Genomic DNA, 18,721 nt, shown 5'->3' with positions numbered 1-18,721 from the left:
GGATATTAGAGTGCTACACTTAATGCTTACTATTAACAGCAACAGTAAAAATCTACCCTATGCAAAATTGCAATCAATGCGGTAAGTGCTGTACCAAATATGGTGCGGCAGATTTAGATACTAATCAGGATGAAATTGAAATGTGGGCGTTATTCAACCCTGAAATATTTCAATACGTTAAAAACGATCAATTATGGTTTGACCCAACGACGGGTGAGCAATTAACGCAATGCCCATTTTTAGAGCTTGCCAATAAAGCATCCCCTGAAGAAAAAGATAAATATACTTGCAGTATTTATCATGACCGACCCCAAGATTGCAGGCATTATCCGAGTTTAATTTCAGAAATGATAAACGATGACTGTGAAATGCTCGAACCAGTCGATAAGCAAAATCATTTTAAAGCACAAAAAAAGTTAGACATACTGATGATAGACAGTCGCTCTTAAATTTAACTGTAATAATACCGTGCTAGATTAAATTTATCGCTCTATTGTGTTATTCAACGCAAATTTTAAAGTTATAGTATAACATTGTTGATAGCATAATTTTGTAGTGTTATATTATATCACAACATAACAACCACGAATTGAAGTAACTATGACTAAGCTAACACTCATATCCTCAGCACTACTGTCTGTTTTGTGTTCTCACTCTGCACTTGCTGCGACGATTAACGGCACGGTAACAGACACAAAAAAGCAACCCATTGCCAATGCCACAATTCATGTTCATGGTAAGTCAAAAAGCGTGCAAAGTAATGCACAAGGCCAGTTTAGTATTGACATAGATTCTAAGAGTCAATTACATATCAGTAAAGATAACTACCTAGATTCTCGTATATCGCTTGAAAATACAGACAACACTATTGATGTTACTTTAAAGCCAACTTCGGTTGAAACTGTTGTTGTATATGCCTCTGCCCTGCATAAAAATAGCTTAGAAATGATTTCACCAGTAAGTGTGCTATCAGGCGATGAGCTAAAAAATAAAGCTAAGCCGACGCTAGGTGAGACACTTAAAGGCATACCAGGCGTTAATGCTAGTTATTTTGGCCCTGTTTCATCAAGTCCGATTATCCGCGGCTTAGGTGGTCCTCGAGTTAAAATTACACAAAATGGTTTGGATAGCAGCGATGCGTCTCGCATTGGACCTGATCACGCTACATCAAGTGACAGCCTAGCGGCAGAGCAAATTGAAGTGTTACGTGGCCCAAGCACTCTACTTTATGGCTCTGGTGCTATTGGTGGTGTAGTCAATGTGGTTGATAACCGTATTCCAACCAATAACATTGACTCTCTATCTGGAGCTGCCCAATACACACACGATACAGTTTCAAATGCGAATACCTACGCAGCAAAACTAGAAACGGGTAGCAATAACTTTAATTTCCATTTTGATGGTACTAAACGCAGCGGTGATGATTACCAAACACCTCGTTTTAATTTACCGGATGAACATGAAGAAGGTGAAGTACATGTTGAAGGCGATGAAGAAACAGCTACTTCAGTTGAAAATACCTTTATAGACAGTGAAACAGTTAATTTTGGTACTAGCTATGTGGGTGAGCATTTAACCGTTGGATTTTCATACGGTAATATCGAAACAGACTATGGTATTCCAGGCCATTCACATGCTCATCATGAACACGATCATGCACATGAAGAAGCAGGCGAGCATGAAGAACACGAAGGTGAAGAACATTCAGAAACACCTGTTTATGCTCATTTAGAACAAGACCGTTGGCAGGGGCTGGTAAGTTATGCATTTCATGATAACTGGATTGAGTCTATTAACCTACGTCTTGGTTACACAGACTATACCCATAGTGAAATTGAAGACGGCGCTATTGGCACCACTTTTAGTAATGAAACCACTGAAGCACGTTTAAACGTAGAGCATCAATTAGGCCAATGGCATGGCATGATTGGCTATCACTATAGTGAGTCTGATTATGACGCGATTGGTGAAGAAGCCTTTACACCTGCAAGTATCACTACGACTCATGCGCTATATTTACTTGAAGAACGCAAGTTTGGTGACGTCACCGTAGAACTTGGCGCCCGTTTAGAAGATTATGAGATAAAAAGTGATGTAGATACGCATCAGCACAGCCATGATGACGAACCTGTATCAGCAGATGAAACTGTTAACTACACCCAAAGCTTTACTAATCTAAGTGCCTCAGCAGGTGCGATTTGGGAGTATATGCCAAGTCACAACCTAGCCGTTAGTTTGTCACATTCAGAACGTGCACCACTTTCAGCGGAGCTACTCTCTAATGGTGTGCATATTGCTACCGGGACTTATGAACTTGGTTTGGGTTACCATATTGAAGGTAACGAAGCGCATTTTGAGCCTGAAGAAATTAAACAAGAAACATCAACTAATCTAGATATTAGTTTACGTCGCTTTAGTGGAGACTTTGGTTACACTGTCAACTTTTTCTATAACGACATTAAAAACTTTTATTATCAGCAAAACACAGGATTAGTGTTTGATGAAATGGATGGTTTTGAACCTGCAGCCAATGGTCACAGTGACGCAATTGATGTTTATCAGTTCACAAGTAAAGATGCTGAGCTGTATGGTTTTGAATTTGATGTACATTATCAAATAAACCCCAGCGCCATGGTAAAAGTATTTGGTGATTCTACTCGCGCCAAACTAAAAGATAATGAAGGAAATTTACCACGCATTCCTGCTAATAAATTGGGTTCAGAACTTCAATACACCCTAGGTAGCGCACAATTTACCTTAACAGGAACACATTATTTTGAGCAAAATGATATTAGTGCATACGAAACAGCAACAGATGGCTATACATTGATTGATTTACAAGCCAATTATCAGCTTGATTTAGGTGCCGTTGACTCACAGCTTTACCTAAGTGTTGATAACATTACTGATGAACTTGGTTTTGTACACAGCTCGTTTATTAAAGACACCGCGCCACTTCCTGGTCGTAACTTCCAATTTGGAGTAAGAGGCTACTTTTAAGCAAAGATCAGTTTAATGAGACAATAAAAAACCGCATTCATATTAATGAATGCGGTTTTTTCATAACTAAAATGTTATGTACGTTCTAATTAAAGAATTGCGTGTAACTCAACGTCGAATACAAGTGTTGAGTAAGGTGCGATTGCTGCACCGGCACCACGTTCACCATAAGCAAGCTCATGAGGAACGTATAAACGCCACTTAGTACCTACTGGCATCATTTGTAATGCTTCAGTCCAACCTTTGATCACGCCGCCCACTGGGAATTCAGCAGGTTGACCGCGCTCGTATGAGCTGTCAAAAACAGTACCGTTTACTAAAGTACCGTGGTAATCAACACGTACTGTAGACTCAGCAGTTGGCTTCTCGCCTTCACCTGTTGCAAGTACTTCGTACTGAAGACCTGACTCAGTTACTGTAATTTCAGGACGTTTTGCGTTTTCTTCTAAAAATGCAATGCCTTCAGCAGCGAGTACTTTAGCTTCTTCTTCACGACGAGCTTGGATCTCTTCGTTAATTTTTTCAAATGCAGCTTGGATCTCAGGGATCTCAACTTGAAAAGCACTGCCTGCATACGCATCTTTCATGCCTTCAAATACTGAATTTAAGTTTAAACCTTCAAAAGGATTAGCCTTAAGTTGCTCACCCATTTGTAAGCCAATACCGTAACTTGCTTTTTCAGCATCTGTAGTAAAATTATCTGACATAATGTGTTATTCACGTTTTGTTAGTTAAAAGACCCGTATATGCTATCACAAAATAAAAGGTCTTTGGGGCTAGTTTTTATTGAGTTTTTCTTTAATTAAACCAATAGCAAAGGTACACACAGGCAAACTGAGCAAAATTCCAACAAGTAAGCTCATCGACAATAATCCAGCCACACCGACCAGTAAAAGAGGCACAGCTACTAAACCGATAGTGCCAATATAAAACGCGCCCCATACAGGCCAATAATTATCGTATTTTGTAATTAAATGCCCCGATAAAATATTAAACCCGATGCCATATAATAAGGTCATTATTAGTGCGTCTTCTGGATATGCATCAATAGCCATTTTTTGTAATAACGATATGGCGCTTTGGTAACAATAACCAAACACAGTCCATAGAAGAATGTGCTTAAGTAAACGTTTAGAAAAGGATAATTCCGGGGACTGTGACATTATAAAGCTCCAGATAGCAAAAAACCGCCAATAAGGCGGTTTTTTAAATAATGGTGGAGAGATAGGGATTTGAACCCTAGAGGGGCTATAAACCCCTGCCGGTTTTCAAGACCGGTGCATTCGACCACTCTGCCATCTCTCCGTACGGCGCGCATAATAAGATCATACGCTTAGCTTGTAAAGCCCTATTTTAATAAAACCGGCTAAATAGTTAAATATAAACCGCTTTAGTTATCAATTAGCCATTATTAGTAATATTGCTTAGGCCTACGAGCAATCCAAGAGCACACTAAACAGACCAATAAGCTGGCTGTTAAAAATGCAATACTTTGAAATATTAAATCGAAGCGATTAAGGTCATCGCTCGGGATCACAACCAATACAAATGAAGGCAGTACAGTGAACAGTAAAACATAACAACATATTTTAAAGGCTCTGCCAAAATCAAACCGTTTCGATTGTTGCATCCACCAAGTTAGCAATACCAGCACCCCTATTGCTGAAGCAGCAATAAAATGCTCAGCTTGAGTGCTCATTGCAACATAAAATGTCGCAAGCGCGCCAACTACACCCCAGATTGACCAAGCAAACCAGTTTTCTTTTTCACGTAAAAATAAATTTCCCATCATTTTCGTCTTCTTTATCGTTATTATTGGTAAGACTTTCCATACATTACCAAAAAACAACCGATTAAAAAACAAACTGAAGAAGATTTATTACGTTTAGTGCTTCCGTGCGCTTCTCGCAGCTACAATATTAACCGCAGTAGTGTAACACGATTAACTTAATGAATTATGACTATATTGAATATAAAAAGTTCATACTATTTCTACAAAAAACTAAAATAATTTTCTGGTTTGTGCCTTGGTGACTTTTTGCATTCAATTGCCGGCGTCCCTAAATATAAATAACCGACTATTTCATCATCATCATTTAAGTTAAGCGCCTGTTTAACACTGGGGCTTTGTGCAAAGTAACCCGTACGCCAAATACCGCCTAACCCCTGAGCGAATGCGGCTTGTTGCATTGCCAATACGCCACAACCTGCGCTTTGTACTTGTTCAATTCTAGAAACTTTTGGGTGTGGTTGATATTTTGCAATCGCAATAATAATCATGGGTGCTCTAAGCGGTAACTCCTTAGCGCGATTAATTACTTTTTCAGCCTGCTGCTCTGCTATAGCGCTTTGATAATAAATTTCACCTAACTTATGACGCGCATCACCTTGAACAATAATATATTGCCACGGTGCAATACAGCCATGATCGGGCACTCTCAACCCAGCCTGCTGAATAATGTTTAACTGCTCTTCATTAGGCCCTGGCGCTGTCAATTTTGCATCAGATTGGCGAGTGAGTAAAAGCTCAATAGCATCCATAGTGTGCTCTCAAAATTCAAAACGTAAGAGTAACATTTATAAGTAAAAAATAAACACTGCAGGGTTAAAACTACCAAGCAGATAAAATTAATGAAGCGAGTGTTTATATCCTAGTAACTATTGATGTAGGCACCGCGTTTAAACCAATAATCTAGGCTTACAAAACGCCCACCTCCGGTACAGAATAAGCTAAGTAACATGGCAAAATAAATAGCAGAAAATTCGATGCCGTTATTTAGTATTGATGGTTTACCTTTTTCGTATAGGTAATCTTCAAAGCCATATTCTTCAACTAAGCTGCGAATTTTACCTATGCGGACTTGTACTTCTTTTGAATTTTCAAGGCTTTCTTTGGCACCAGGGACTGATAGCCAATCAAGTACTTGGGCGGCACTTGTTTGTGGATTTGTTGGCGCTATAGCAAACCAGCCGTTATGCCAGTGTACTGTTGTTGCTGCTACCACCATTGTAAACATAAGTGGAATACTCACTAATCGCGTAAATAAACCAATAAGTAAAAACCAACCTCCTAAAAACTCACTCCAACCGGCTAAAAAAGCCAGCAAATCAGGAAACGGTAATCCTAATCCCCAGTCACTATTGCCAAACCACTGAACGACATCATCAGAGGCTAAAAACTGATTAAAAAAACCATTAGTATCGCCACTTATTGCGAGTTTGTTATAGCCTGCAATAATCATTACAGGCGCTAAAATCAAGCGAAAAAGCAAAGCAGGCAAACCATCCAATAAAGATAATTTACCTATAATATTGTCGTAAAGTGTAATTAATTTAATCATGCGCACTCTTGTATGTTCATTGTTTATTAAGTTATAGACTATAAACAAACATGACCGCGCACAGAGCTAAATTATTTCGCCCTTAAAGATTAAATTTGCCTTGCTACTTGTAACGCTTCAAATATTGCGCGTTTAGCATCAATAGCAGCAGCCAATTTAGCGCCACCTATAACATGCACGTTGGCGCTCTCAGCTTGTGCTTTAAATAACTCGTCGTTAGACACTTGACCAATGCAGGCAATAACCGTATCAACTGGCAGTACTTGAGTTTCACCAGCCACACTAATGGTTAGGCCGTTTTTATCAAAACTATAGTATTGGCAGTCTGCAATTTGTTTAACACCATGCTGTTTGGCAACTTGACGGTGGATCCAACCCGTAGTTTTACCTAAGTCACCACCAAAGCGCCCTGCACTGCGTTTTAGCATATAGAGCTGACGAGCATCTTTGTGCGGTTGAGGTTCGCACTCTATACCCCATTGGGTTTTAAAGTCGCTAATGCTTTGTGACTTATGTTCACTTAAAAATGCCACCATATCAAAACCAATACCGCCTGCGCCTAATATAGCTATAGAATTACCCAGCTCTACTTCACCGCGTATAACTTCATCGTAAGCAAATACACGCTTATCATCGCTGCATTTAATCGTAGCCTCACGTGGCCTTACACCGGTTGCAAATACCACATCATCAAACTCAGTTAGCATACTGTCACTAAATGCTTTGCCTAATTCAATGGTTACATTAAGACGCTTAAGTTCATTAGTAAAGTAAGCTAATGTATGATTAAAGTCTTCTTTACCAGGTATTTGCATCGCTAAATTGAATTGCCCACCCATGTGTTGCTTTTGGTCAATCAGGGTTACATTGTGCCCTTTTTGCGCTAAGTAACAGCTAGACGATAAACCTGCAGGTCCAGCGCCAACAACTAATACATTTTTAGCTTTCTCTGCTTTTTCTAACGGGTAATCAAGCTCAAAACCTGCTTGTGGATTTACTAAACAGGTAGCGCGCTTACCTTTAAATACATGATCTAAACAACCCTGATTACAACCAATACAAATATTAATATGCTCAGATTGCTTAGCCGCGTATTTATTAAAAAATTCAGGATCGGCTAATAATGGACGCGCCATAGAAATTAAATCAGCTTCGCCAGCATTTAAAATATCATTAGCAATCTCTGGGGTATTAATGCGGTTTACCGCAATAACAGGCACGCTAATAACATCTTTTAAACGCTTTGACGCTTCTTTAAATGCACCTGGTGGCACCATACTCGCAATTGTAGGTACGCGCGCTTCATGCCAACCAATTCCGGTATTAAAAATATCAACACCCGCTTTTTCAAGTGCAACAGCTTGTTGAGTTACTTCATCAGGGGTGGAACCATTAGGGATTAGATCTATAACCGAGAGTCTAAAAATAATTAAAAATTTATCCGATACTTTTGCTCTTACCGCTTTTACAATTTCAACGGCTAAACGCATCCTGTTTTCAAGGCTGCCGCCAAATTCGTCGTTTCGTTTATTAGTATGCGGTGCCATAAACTCATTAATCAAATAACCTTCTGAGCCCATTACTTCCACGCCATCGTAACCAGCCTTTTCAGCTAAATAAGCCGAGTGAGCAAAATCTTTAATCGTTTTGTTAATTGAACTTAAAGACATTTCCTTTGGTTTATATGGATTAATCGGGGCTTTTATAGCACTTGGTGCCTGATTAAAAGGGTGATACGCATAACGCCCAGCATGTAATAATTGCAAACATATTTTACCACCATGTTGATGAACAGCTTGCGTATATGCACGATGCTTAAATACATCATAATAACTATTAAATGATGAGGAAATAGGCGTTAACTTACCGCGTAAGTTAGGGCTGTAGCCTCCGGTAATAAGCATTGCAGTGCCACCTTTGGCACGTGCTTCATAAAAGGCACGAAGGCGTTTACGATTGTGCCAACCTTCTTCAAGGCCGGTATGCATTGATCCCATTACTAAACGGTTGCGTAGTTGTGTGTGTTTTAGTTCTAGTTTTTGTTCTAACATCCTGTGCCCCAATAACTGGTCTAACCTGTGTGTTTGTCCAATTCTGCTTTAATGACGCAAAATAAGCAATATACGAGCAGCTTAAACTTAAACTTTTTAATTTAAAACACCCTAAATAATCTTGTTTTATGTATAACTGTTAATTGTAAAATACGGCTAAAAGTGACATAAACATTCGTATAATCATAAGTGTAATTGAATTTATAAATGTTTCGTTACGATTTAGCAGTTAAATTAATTTATATTCTAAGCTACTATGGCAATAACGTTTTAGCTGTACGAATTTAAGGAGCTATTTTGATAGCGAAGGTATTTAAAGGTATATGGACAGGGATTAACTTCTCGCGTCGTTTAGTACTAAATTTATTATTTTTATTTTTGGTTATCATTTTCATTGTCTCAGTATCAAGTGACGGCGATAAAATCATTGTCGAAGAGGGTTCTGTCCTCAGGCTCAACCTAAACGGTCCTATTGTGGAAGAAAAAACCTACGTAGACCCTGTAGAAGCGGCCATTAATGATGTAACAGCAAGTGCTGATACCCCTACTGAAATACTACTTGATGATGTCATTGAAGTGATCAATGAGGCGTCACAAGACTCTCGTATCAGCGCAATTTTGCTTGATTTACAAGAAATGCCAAAAGCGCACTTAAATAAGCTTAAGCAAATTACAAAAGCACTTGATGCATTTAAAGCAACTGGAAAAAAAGTAATTGCTTCAGGTTATTACTATACCCAAGCGCAATATTACATTGCCGCGCATGCAGACGAAATTGCGATGCACCCTTATGGTAGTGTGCTTATTGAAGGCTACGGTATGTACCCGCTTTACTTCAAAGATGCATTAGAAAAATTAGAAGTCACTCAGCATATATTTCGTGTAGGTACTTTCAAATCTGCCGTTGAACCGTTTATCAGAAACGATATGTCAGAAGCAGCTAAAGAAGCAAACCGCGTATGGTTAGGTGCTTTATGGAACGAATATAAGCAAGATGTAAGTGCGGTGCGTCCATTTGACGAATCAAATTTTGATGAAACAATGGATACTTATTTAGCCAAAATGCAGGCTGCCAATGGTGATGCGGGTAAATACGCGCTGGATAATAAATGGGTTGATTCTCTCAAAACTAATCAACAAATTCGTCAGCAATTAATTGATCTAGTTGGCGCTGAGGAAGATGGTAAAACATTTAAACAAGTGTCTTTTGGTGAATACTTAAGCTTAGTTAAGCCGCCAATTGAGTTTGATAACCCAATGACAGAAAAAGTCGCTGTTGTTGTAGCTAGAGGTACCATCGTAGACGGTGAGCGTCGTGCCGGTGAGATTGGCGGTGATTCAACAGCTGCACTATTACGCAAGGCACGCCTTGACGATAAAGTAAAAGCAGTCGTGTTACGTATTGATTCTGGCGGTGGCAGCATGTTTGCCTCTGAAGTTATTCGTGCTGAAGTATTGGCGCTTAAGGCCGCAGGTAAACCAGTCATTGCTTCAATGAGCTCAGTAGCTGCATCAGGTGGTTATTGGATTGCATCAGCGGCAAATGAAATTTGGGCAGCACCTAGTACGATTACCGGCTCAATCGGTGTATTTGGTACCTTTATGACCTTTGAAGATACCTTAGCTAAAATCGGTGTTTACTCTGATGGTGTAGCGACTACAGAAATGGCCGGTTTTTCAATAACTCGTCCACTAAATGAAAAAATGGCACAAGTGATTCAAATGAGTGTTGAAGAAGCTTATGAACGTTTTTTAAATGTCGTTGCCGATGCACGTAATATGACCCCTGAGCAAGTTGATAAAATTGCCCAAGGCCGCGTTTGGATTGCATCGCAAGCTCAAGAGCTTGGTTTAGTTGACAAGCTGGGTAACAAGCAAGACGCTATCAAAGCGGCTGCAGAGCTTGCTAAACTTAACTTCTATGAAGTTAAAACAATTAGACAATCACTTAGCCCTCAAGAACAAATGCTCCAAGATATTTTTGGTAGCGCCGCGGTTAAATCAGTGCTTGGACTTGAAACACAAAAATCAGCAGTACTAGCTAGTCAAGCTAACCTGCAAAGCGTGATTAAGCAATTAAGCAGCGAAGTAGAAAACCTGAAAGATTATAACGATCCACAAGGTGTTTACGCGCGCTGTTTAGAATGTACAGTTGCACAATAATGCCCTAACAGGCTGTATTGATTAGCACTTAGCGTTATACTAAGCCCAGTTTTTTTACTGGGCTTTTTTTATGAAACGTAAACGCATTTACATCGCTTATACTGGCGGTACTATAGGAATGAAAAAATCAATCCGCGGCTATATTCCTGCCGAAGGTTTTTTAACCGAAACTGTGGTTAATAACGCAGAATTTAATCGTGAAGAAATGCCATTATTCGATATTCATGAATACTGCCCACTGATTGACTCTTCAGATATGTCTCCTGCCCACTGGCAACTTATTGCTGATGACATAAAAAGTAAGTACCAAGATTACGACGGCTTTGTAGTGCTGCATGGTACAGATACCATGGCCTATACGGCATCGGCTTTATCGTTTATGTTTGAAAACTTAACAAAGCCTATTATCGTGACCGGCTCACAAATTCCGCTCTCTCAATTGCGCTCTGATGGTCAAGTTAACCTACTTAATGCCATGTATTTAGCAGCTAACTACCCGATAGCGGAAGTCAGTTTATTTTTTAATAATCAATTATTTAGAGGCAACCGAGCAACCAAAGCGCATGCCGATGGATTTGATGCATTCGCCTCCCCTAACCTAGAGCCATTAGCGCTGTCTGGCATTAATATTCAACTGATCAAAGGTCAGTTAAGTCCGTATGTAGAAAATGAATTACAAGTTGCGCAGATCACTCCTCAAGCCATTGGTGTATTGTATTTATACCCTGGGATCAGCAAAGAAGTGGTTAAAAGCTTAGTTAATGGCAACATTAAAGCATTGGTACTGCTGAGCTTTGGTGTGGGTAATGCACCGCAAGACCCTGAGTTTTTGGATATACTTGATGAAGCGAGCAAGCGCGGCGTTATTATCACAAACCTCACTCAATGCCTAAAAGGGCAAGTGAATATGGGCGGGTATGCCACAGGAAATGCGCTACTCAATATAGGTGTGATCAGTGGTTTTGACATGACCTTAGAAGCCTGTTTAACTAAACTGCATTATCTTTTTAGTCAAAATTTAGAAATCGAAACGATTCGCCATTTAATGCAAGATAATTTGCGGGGTGAGTTAACTCGTTAGGTGTTCAGCTAAACGAATAACAAAAAAGGACGCTATATAGCGTCCTTTTTATTTACTTAGATTTTATTAACGAACTTTTGCGTCAATATCAACTAAGTCAGTTAAATGACACGTTTCACCACTGTGAGTCTTAATGCCATGCTCACCAAAGTAATCACGCTGGGCTTGTACTAAATGCCCATTACTTGGTGTTGTTAACGTTGCTAAGTAGGTTTGTGTTGCACTTAGCACAGGGAATGCCAGACCAGTCATGACTGCTTGGCCCGTTACCTTACGCATTGCGAGTGACTCTTTTTCAAGAGTATCAATAAACTCAACACCTTGCGCAACACTGTCTAAGTAATCTGCACGAATAATACACCCTGCACGCCAGGTTTGTAGTGTTTTAGCTAAATCAACTTTCCACTGATGGGTACGTGAAGCACCTTTAATTAGTGCAAGTCCCTGACGATACGCTAGTAAACTTGCAAGAGTAAATGCATCTTTCAATTCATCTAAATCAACATCAACTTGAGTGGTATTTTGCGCGCTGTACGTCATCTCTTGTGCAGCAGTGGTATTGCATGCATTAGTTAAATGGCGTGCTTGAACAGCAGCTACTAATGAAGGTACCGCAATACCCAATTCAAGTGCATTTTGAGCTGTCCATAAGCCAGTGCCCTTTGCGCCAACTTTGTTATCAATTAAGTCAACAAGGGGCACATTTTGCGAATTTTCAAGTGACAAAATATGGCTAGAAATTGACAATAAATAGCTATTTAACTGGCCTTGTGACCATTCATTAAATATCTCAGCAATTTCTTTTGGTGAGCGCTTAGTTCCGTGACGAAGTAGCTGATACACTTCAGCAATAAGTTGCATCAGTGCGTATTCAATTCCATTGTGAACCATTTTTACAAAATGACCGCTGGCTGATTGTCCAACGCGAGCAAAACACGACTCGCCTTTGTAGCTTGCAGCAACTTTTGTAAACCATGGCTCGACACGCTCCCAGCCACCTTCAGAACCACTTGCCATCATAGCTGGCCCATGACGCGCACCCTCAGCACCACCTGAAATACCCATGGTGGCAAACTCAAACTTGTCTTGGTATTTTAGCTTGCGATTAATTCCGTCTTTGTAATTACTGTTACCGCAGTCAACAATAATATCACTACATTGAACACCCGCTTCAATAAGCTCATTGCAAACCGCATCAACCAACTCACCCGCAGGTACAAGTAATAAAATAGAACGCGGTGTTTCTAAACGCCTAACCATATCCCCTAGATCAGAGACAATGTGAAGTTTGTCAGCCATGCCTTGTGACTTAGCACAGCTTAATAACTCTTCACCCGCATTTGGGTTTTTGTCATAAGCGACCAGCGTTATCCCTTTTTCAATCAAGTTCAGGGCAAGATTTTTCCCCATAACGCCTAACCCTACTAATGCAACTTGCATTTAGTGCCCTCCTCGGTAACAACTATTTGGTTAGTAAATTAAAATAATACCGCGTGCATTATACTCAGGCCTAAGCCATGAGCAAAGCTACATGCATTTATTACAGTTAAAATAAACACTGCAATTATATCAAACAACCGCCCTCACAGGGGAAGAAATAGCGCTGCTATTTAAATTTTTAGATCATTGACGCCCTGTGACACCGGTGTCATAATGATGACATATTGATCTTGTATATAATAGTCGCAATGTTATGAAAATTGCATAAAACTAAAATTACTATTTAACCTAAACTCTTCTTATGAGATTTATTAAATAGTCACTAAAACAAAATAACCGTCAACTTGCTTAAAATAAGCGCACAGGAGAATTTAATGTTAAGACGTACAAAAATAGTCGCGACACTTGGACCTGCAACAGACAGAGATAATAACTTAGAAAAAATAATTCGCGCAGGCGCAAACGTCGTTCGATTAAACTTCTCACATGGTGTTGCACAAGATCACAAAGACCGTGCACAAGCAGTTAGAGATATAGCCGCTAAATTAGGTAAGCACGTTGCAATTCTTGCTGACCTGCAAGGCCCTAAGATCCGTGTTTCAACCTTTAAAGAAGGTAAAGTGACTTTAGCGGTTGGTGCAAAATTCGTTCTTGATGCAAAAATGGAAAAAGGCCAAGGCGACATTAACGCCGTTGGTATTGATTACAAAGAGCTACCACAAGATGTGGCTCCTGGTGATTTACTGCTGTTAAACGATGGTTTAATTCAGCTTACTGTTGAGCATGTTGAAGGTCACTTAGTACACACTGTGGTTACTGTGGGTGGGGTGCTCTCGAACAATAAAGGGATTAATCGTTTAGGTGGTGGTTTAACTGCACCCGCGTTTACCGACAAAGACAAAGAAGACTTAATCACTGCTGCTGAAATTAATGTTGATTATATTGCCGTTTCTTTCCCGCGAAGTGGCGATGACATGCGTTATGTACGCTCTCTTGCAGAGGCTGCAGGCTCTAATGCACAGCTTTTAGCTAAAATTGAACGTGCTGAAGCAGTAGAAACACAAGAAGCAGTAGATGATATCATTTTAGCGTCTGACGCTGTGATGGTTGCCCGTGGTGATTTAGGTGTTGAAATTGGTGACGCTGCACTAATGGGTAAGCAAAAACTCATTATTCGTCGTGCTCGTTCATTAAACCGTACCGTTGTAACCGCTACTCAAATGATGGAATCGATGATCGATAATCCTATGCCAACACGCGCAGAAGTTATGGATGTTGCCAATGCAGTACTTGATGGCACCGATGCAGTTATGCTTTCTGCTGAAACCGCCGCTGGTGATTACCCAGAAGAAACCGTTGCTACTATGGCGCGTGTTTGTTTAGGCGCTGAGTCGCAAAAAGAGACCCATGTCTCTAAGCATCGTTTAGATAGCCGTTTCTCTTCTAATGCGGAATCAATTGCTCTCTCTGCAATGTATGCAGCTAATCACTTAGACTCTGTTAAAGCGATTATCACCCTGACTGAATCCGGTAGCACAGCAAAACTTATGTCACGTATTAGCTCAGGCTTACCCATTTACTCACTTTCACGTCATGCCAGTACATTAGGACAAACAGCACTATACCGTGGTGTTTACCCAGTGTTTTTTGACTCTACAAAATGTGAAAAAGATAACATGGTTAAAGACGCATTAAGCACGTTAGTGGCTGCAGGCTCACTGCAAGTAGGCGACACCGTGATTATCACCCATGGTGATGCGATGGAAACGATTGGTGCAACCAACACGATGAAGATTGTGACTGTTTCGTAAAAGTTACTACAAAAAAACGCGAGCTATATGCTCGCGTTTTTTATGCTGTTAATTTAACCTGAACTCTGGTTAATTTAGCTTGCCAGCGCTGCTTTTACTTTGTCTCGATAGCTTCGGCTAACTTTGAGCTCTTGACCGTTTTCAAGTACCAATAGGTACTCACCACTTACCTGAGTAACCAGCTTACTAATTTGTTTAGTGTTAACAATTGCGCTGCGATGGACACGTACAAATAAGCTTGGATCTAACTCTTGTTCTAGCTCTTTCATGGTTTTACGTAATATATGCGTTTGCCCATCTTGGCAATGTAAACACATATAATCACCCGCTGCATCTACCCACTGTATGGTAGCAACTGGCACTCTGACAATTTCGCCCTGCTCTTTTACTGCTAATGATTCAGGGTAGCGACGATCAGTTAAGGTATCACCTGTGGCTAATTTCTTTAAAATCTCTTCACAGTTATTACCCGTTATTCCAGCTACAAAGCTAGCTAATTTTTTCTTATGGGCGTTGTCCTGCTGTGTTTTTAAATAGGTATGCACTTTTTCTACCGCCTGTTTTAATCTGTTATCATCAACGGGTTTTAAAATGTAATCTAAAGCATGGATTTCAAATGCTTTAACAGCAAAATGATCAAACGCAGTCACAAACACAATAGCTGGCAAATCTTTACTACTTTCACTCAATGCGCGCGCAACCTCAAATCCGTTCATCCCAGGCATTTGAATATCTAAGAACACGAGGTCAATTTTTTCGTTTTTGCAGCTTTCGATTGCATCAAATCCTGAGCTACATAGTTTGATCACTTCAATATCAGAAAACTCTTCAAGCCTGACGGCTAAACCTTTACGTGCTAATGGTTCATCATCAACAATAAGCGTTTTTATTCTTGTCATTTCTTCACAGCCTTCTCAAACGGGACTCGCAGATTAACTTTTAATCCACTTGGCGTATTATGTGATAATACAAACGAGTAATTATTTTCGTAGAGCGTTTTTAATCTGTCTCGGGTATTTGCCACACCCACGCCTTGTGCATTAACTAACTGGCCATTTACAATTTCAGTGCCTGGACCATTATCGCCCACTTCAAGTAATAATTCATTAGCAAATACTTGTGCTTTTATATCAATCACGCCACCTTCTGCCATGTGGGCAATGGCATACTTAATAGCATTTTCAATGATCGGTTGTAATATTAAGCTAGGTACCAATGCTTGTTGTGCTTGATCACTCACATCAACATTAACTTGTAGCCGTTCATCAAAGCGCACACGTTCAATTTCTAAATAAAGCATTAATGCGTGTAACTCTTGCTCTAGCGGCACTTTTTTAATTGGATCAGTGTTGAGTGTATAACGCAAAAAATCACTCAACTTAGATACCATTAGGTTAGCATCTTTGTTTTCTTTAACCAAAATTAAAGTGGAGATAGCATTAAGGGTATTAAATAAAAAATGCGGGTTTAACTGATATCTGAGCATCTTTAGCTGCGCTTCATGCGCCATTGTAGTTGCTTTTAACGCTTTTTGGCGTTCACTTTGTAATAGTTGATAATACTTAACCCCAAAGTACAAGCCACTCCAACACAAAATAATATAAACGGAGTCTAACCCTTGTTGTAAATAATAAAACCATTCTTCAGGGCGATAACCGTGACGATAAATCTCCCATAAGTTAAACTTTTGAACCACGGCCCAGAGCGTACCAGTTACATACGAGGCACCAAATACAACAATAATTAAGACCCACGGCGAGGCATTCCAAATTTTGCGATATATATAACGTAACGGGACAGTCATTAAACAGCCCGCATAGGCATTGAGTAAAATAACAAATACGTAAATATCACGCATTTCAAATACTTTAGAACCAATGTAATTAACTAACGCATACCCTATCCAGCCAGCGATTTGTAAAAGCCAGAAAAAGCGTTGTCTGTTATCAATTAAAGACTGCCAATTCAAAATTAATTATTACCTTGTAAATTTGGTATTATTATATCGATTTATCAACGGGTATAGCACTACCAACTGTCTTACTTTTTAATAGCCCTATCGCAAACTATAACCCAAGCTTATGCATTTATAGTTAAGCATTTCATTTAAGTTGTACGCATAAAAAAAGCGAAAGGTAGGTACCTTTCGCTTCTCAATGTTTACTTTTTATTTATTAAGCAAGCTTGTCTGAAGCAACTTTATAAGTTGGATCTTCAATAACGTTTACTTCCACTAAGTCACGCGCTTTATGAAGTAGTTCAGTACAATCTTTACTTAAGTGACGTAAATGCAACTTTTTACCGGCTTTATTGTACTTATCAGCTAAGCTGTCAATTGCTTCTATTGCACTGTGGTCCGCAACACGGCTGTATTTAAACTCAACAATAACGTCTTTAGGGTCGTTCTTTACATCAAATAAATCGGCAAAGTTTTTAACTGAACCAAAGAATAAAGGCCCGTGTAACTCGTACACTTTTGAACCTTCTTTATCGATATAGTTCGTTGTGTAGATATGTTTAGCATGCTGCCAAGCAAACACTAATGCAGACACAATAACACCCACACACACAGCAATGGCTAAGTCAGTGATAACCGTCACACCCGATACTAAAACAATTACAAATGCGTCAGATAAAGGCACGCGTTTCATCATTTTAAAACTTGCCCATTCAAATGTTCCAAGTACTACCATAAACATAACACCAACTAATGCCGCTAGTGGGATCATTTCAATTAAGCTTGAGGCAAAGATAATAAACGCAAGTAACATCAGCGCAGCACTAATACCAGATAAACGCGAACGGCCACCTGAATTAATGTTAATCATAGATTGGCCAATCATGGCACAGCCACCCATTGCACCAAAGAAACCACATGTGACGTTTGCCGCACCTTGGCCAATACATTCTTTATTAGAATGGCCACGTGTTTCTGTAATTTCGTCAATCAAGCTTAGCGTTAATAATGACTCAATTAAGCCAATTGCTGCAAGAATAAGCGCATACGGGAAGATAATTTGTAGTGTTTCTAAATTAAAAGGCACCATAGGAATATGGAACTGCGGTAAACCACCTGCAATTGTTGCCGTTTCATTACCTGTCATTCCTTTTAAGAAATCAAGTACTGTACGCGCTTCTAGGTCAAGGCCAATAACTAAGCCAGTAACCGTCACAATGGCAACCAATGACGAAGGGACTGCGGTCGTTAATTTTGGTAAAAAGTGAATAATAGCCATAGTTAGCGCCACTAAACCGAGCATGATGTACATTGCACTGCCCGTCATCCACTCTTGGCCGCCAGCACCATCAGGCACTTTAAACTGCCCAAGCTGAGCTAAAAATATCACAATTGCTAAGCCATTAACAAAACCGAGCATCACCGGATGTGGAACCATACGTATAAATTTACCGAGCTTAAATACTCCGGCCAATATTTGTAATAGCCCCATGAGCAAAACGGTGGCAAATAGATATTCCACTCCGTGATCAAGCACTAAACTTACCATTACAACCGCAAGCGCACCGGTTGCACCCGAAATCATACCCGGACGACCACCAAAAATAGCCGTAATTAAGCCAACAATAAATGCGGCATATAAACCAACAAGGGGTTCTACATTTGCAACAAAGGCAAATGCAACAGCTTCTGGGATCAAGGCAAGTGCCACGGTCAATCCAGAGAGAATATCGTTTTTAGCAGAGCTTGGCGCCCTACTGAGTAAGTTAAACATTGAGTTCCTCAGTTTTATTTAGCTGACAAAAAAAGCGCTGAATTCTATCAAATTAGCGCTCATTTCACAATTATAGTTAATGCAGCCGATTTGTTTATCATCG

15 protein-coding genes and 1 tRNA gene are annotated in these 18,721 nt (G+C 39.8%); 5 read left to right on the top strand and 11 right to left on the bottom strand.

Translation table 11 applies throughout. From position 1 onward, the window contains the following. The first annotated feature begins 59 nt into the window (after nt 1–59). Both FLM54_RS07335 and FLM54_RS07330 read left to right on the top strand, forming a co-directional pair. Nucleotides 60–449: a YkgJ family cysteine cluster protein gene (locus FLM54_RS07335; protein WP_138608504.1), complete on the top strand. Its 390-nt coding sequence runs from the start codon at nt 60–62 to the stop codon at nt 447–449. Between the two features lie 151 nt (nt 450–600). Beyond that, nucleotides 601–3,000, top strand: coding sequence for a TonB-dependent receptor (locus FLM54_RS07330; RefSeq protein WP_178956028.1), 2,400 nt, complete (start codon nt 601–603; stop codon nt 2,998–3,000). Nucleotides 3,001–3,089: 89 nt separating this feature from the next. On the opposite strand, the gene FLM54_RS07325 is transcribed toward FLM54_RS07330, so the two are convergent. From FLM54_RS07325 to FLM54_RS07295, 7 genes are all read right to left on the bottom strand, one after another. Next, nucleotides 3,090–3,707, bottom strand: coding sequence for an FKBP-type peptidyl-prolyl cis-trans isomerase (locus FLM54_RS07325; RefSeq protein WP_008112467.1), 618 nt, complete (start codon nt 3,705–3,707; stop codon nt 3,090–3,092). Between the two features lie 69 nt (nt 3,708–3,776). Continuing rightward, nucleotides 3,777–4,100 (bottom strand): hypothetical protein, encoded by a 324-nt coding sequence (locus FLM54_RS07320; RefSeq protein ID WP_178956854.1) that lies wholly within the window; start codon nt 4,098–4,100, stop codon nt 3,777–3,779. Nucleotides 4,101–4,214: 114 nt separating this feature from the next. After that, nucleotides 4,215–4,305, bottom strand: a tRNA-Ser gene (locus tag FLM54_RS07315). A gap of 106 nt (nt 4,306–4,411) precedes the next feature. After that, nucleotides 4,412–4,789, bottom strand: coding sequence for a hypothetical protein (locus FLM54_RS07310; RefSeq protein WP_041709037.1), 378 nt, complete (start codon nt 4,787–4,789; stop codon nt 4,412–4,414). Between the two features lie 203 nt (nt 4,790–4,992). Then, on the bottom strand, nt 4,993–5,541 hold the full coding sequence (locus FLM54_RS07305) for an NAD(P)H nitroreductase (protein WP_178956027.1): 549 nt from the start codon (nt 5,539–5,541) through the stop codon (nt 4,993–4,995). Nucleotides 5,542–5,651: 110 nt separating this feature from the next. Further along, nucleotides 5,652–6,341: a DoxX family protein gene (locus tag FLM54_RS07300; RefSeq protein WP_178956026.1), complete on the bottom strand. Its 690-nt coding sequence runs from the start codon at nt 6,339–6,341 to the stop codon at nt 5,652–5,654. 89 nt (nt 6,342–6,430) lie between these two features. Further along, nucleotides 6,431–8,392: an FAD-dependent oxidoreductase gene (locus FLM54_RS07295; RefSeq protein WP_178956025.1), complete on the bottom strand. Its 1,962-nt coding sequence runs from the start codon at nt 8,390–8,392 to the stop codon at nt 6,431–6,433. A gap of 297 nt (nt 8,393–8,689) precedes the next feature. On the opposite strand from FLM54_RS07295, the gene sppA reads away from it, so the two are divergent. Both sppA and ansA read left to right on the top strand, forming a co-directional pair. Then, nucleotides 8,690–10,555 (top strand): signal peptide peptidase SppA, encoded by a 1,866-nt coding sequence (gene sppA / locus FLM54_RS07290; protein ID WP_178956024.1) that lies wholly within the window; start codon nt 8,690–8,692, stop codon nt 10,553–10,555. Nucleotides 10,556–10,625: 70 nt separating this feature from the next. Beyond that, a complete protein-coding gene (gene ansA / locus FLM54_RS07285) occupies nt 10,626–11,636 on the top strand; it encodes an asparaginase (protein WP_138608516.1) in 1,011 nt (336 codons plus the stop codon). 66 nt (nt 11,637–11,702) lie between these two features. Here the strand turns inward: ansA and gndA are convergent, their stop codons facing one another. After that, nucleotides 11,703–13,076: an NADP-dependent phosphogluconate dehydrogenase gene (gndA, locus tag FLM54_RS07280; protein WP_054200862.1), complete on the bottom strand. Its 1,374-nt coding sequence runs from the start codon at nt 13,074–13,076 to the stop codon at nt 11,703–11,705. Nucleotides 13,077–13,450: 374 nt separating this feature from the next. Here gndA and pyk point away from each other — a divergent pair, with 374 nt between their 5' ends. After that, on the top strand, nt 13,451–14,887 hold the full coding sequence (gene pyk / locus FLM54_RS07275; protein WP_076920269.1) for a pyruvate kinase: 1,437 nt from the start codon (nt 13,451–13,453) through the stop codon (nt 14,885–14,887). A 74-nt stretch (nt 14,888–14,961) separates the two neighbouring features. Here pyk and FLM54_RS07270 read toward each other — a convergent pair whose 3' ends face one another. The 3 genes from FLM54_RS07270 to FLM54_RS07260 form a co-directional block, all read right to left on the bottom strand. Next, nucleotides 14,962–15,786 (bottom strand): LytTR family DNA-binding domain-containing protein, encoded by an 825-nt coding sequence (locus FLM54_RS07270; protein ID WP_178956023.1) that lies wholly within the window; start codon nt 15,784–15,786, stop codon nt 14,962–14,964. Then, nucleotides 15,783–16,856, bottom strand: a complete 1,074-nt coding sequence (locus FLM54_RS07265; protein WP_178956022.1) for a sensor histidine kinase — start codon at nt 16,854–16,856, stop codon at nt 15,783–15,785. The genes FLM54_RS07270 and FLM54_RS07265 overlap by 4 nt, the downstream gene beginning before the upstream one ends. A gap of 205 nt (nt 16,857–17,061) precedes the next feature. After that, nucleotides 17,062–18,618 (bottom strand): SulP family inorganic anion transporter, encoded by a 1,557-nt coding sequence (locus FLM54_RS07260; RefSeq protein ID WP_178956021.1) that lies wholly within the window; start codon nt 18,616–18,618, stop codon nt 17,062–17,064. Between the last annotated feature and the right edge of the window lie 103 nt (nt 18,619–18,721).

This window comes from Pseudoalteromonas sp. Scap25, from assembly GCF_013394125.1.
Classification (GTDB): Bacteria; Pseudomonadota; Gammaproteobacteria; order Enterobacterales; family Alteromonadaceae; genus Pseudoalteromonas.
Note: the sequence above shows the minus strand (reverse complement) of the source record. Positions and strands in the feature narration are given on the sequence as shown.

Coding starts and splice junctions, on each gene's coding strand:
- FLM54_RS07335 (WP_138608504.1), top strand. CDS start 60: ATGCAAAATTGCAATCAATGCGGTAAGTGCTGTACCAAATATGGTGCG.
- FLM54_RS07330 (WP_178956028.1), top strand. CDS start 601: ATGACTAAGCTAACACTCATATCCTCAGCACTACTGTCTGTTTTGTGT.
- FLM54_RS07325 (WP_008112467.1), bottom strand. CDS start 3,707: ATGTCAGATAATTTTACTACAGATGCTGAAAAAGCAAGTTACGGTATT.
- FLM54_RS07310 (WP_041709037.1), bottom strand. CDS start 4,789: ATGGGAAATTTATTTTTACGTGAAAAAGAAAACTGGTTTGCTTGGTCA.
- FLM54_RS07305 (WP_178956027.1), bottom strand. CDS start 5,541: ATGGATGCTATTGAGCTTTTACTCACTCGCCAATCTGATGCAAAATTG.
- FLM54_RS07300 (WP_178956026.1), bottom strand. CDS start 6,341: ATGATTAAATTAATTACACTTTACGACAATATTATAGGTAAATTATCT.
- FLM54_RS07295 (WP_178956025.1), bottom strand. CDS start 8,392: ATGTTAGAACAAAAACTAGAACTAAAACACACACAACTACGCAACCGT.
- ansA (WP_138608516.1), top strand. CDS start 10,626: ATGAAACGTAAACGCATTTACATCGCTTATACTGGCGGTACTATAGGA.
- gndA (WP_054200862.1), bottom strand. CDS start 13,076: ATGCAAGTTGCATTAGTAGGGTTAGGCGTTATGGGGAAAAATCTTGCC.
- pyk (WP_076920269.1), top strand. CDS start 13,451: ATGTTAAGACGTACAAAAATAGTCGCGACACTTGGACCTGCAACAGAC.
- FLM54_RS07270 (WP_178956023.1), bottom strand. CDS start 15,786: ATGACAAGAATAAAAACGCTTATTGTTGATGATGAACCATTAGCACGT.
- FLM54_RS07260 (WP_178956021.1), bottom strand. CDS start 18,618: ATGTTTAACTTACTCAGTAGGGCGCCAAGCTCTGCTAAAAACGATATT.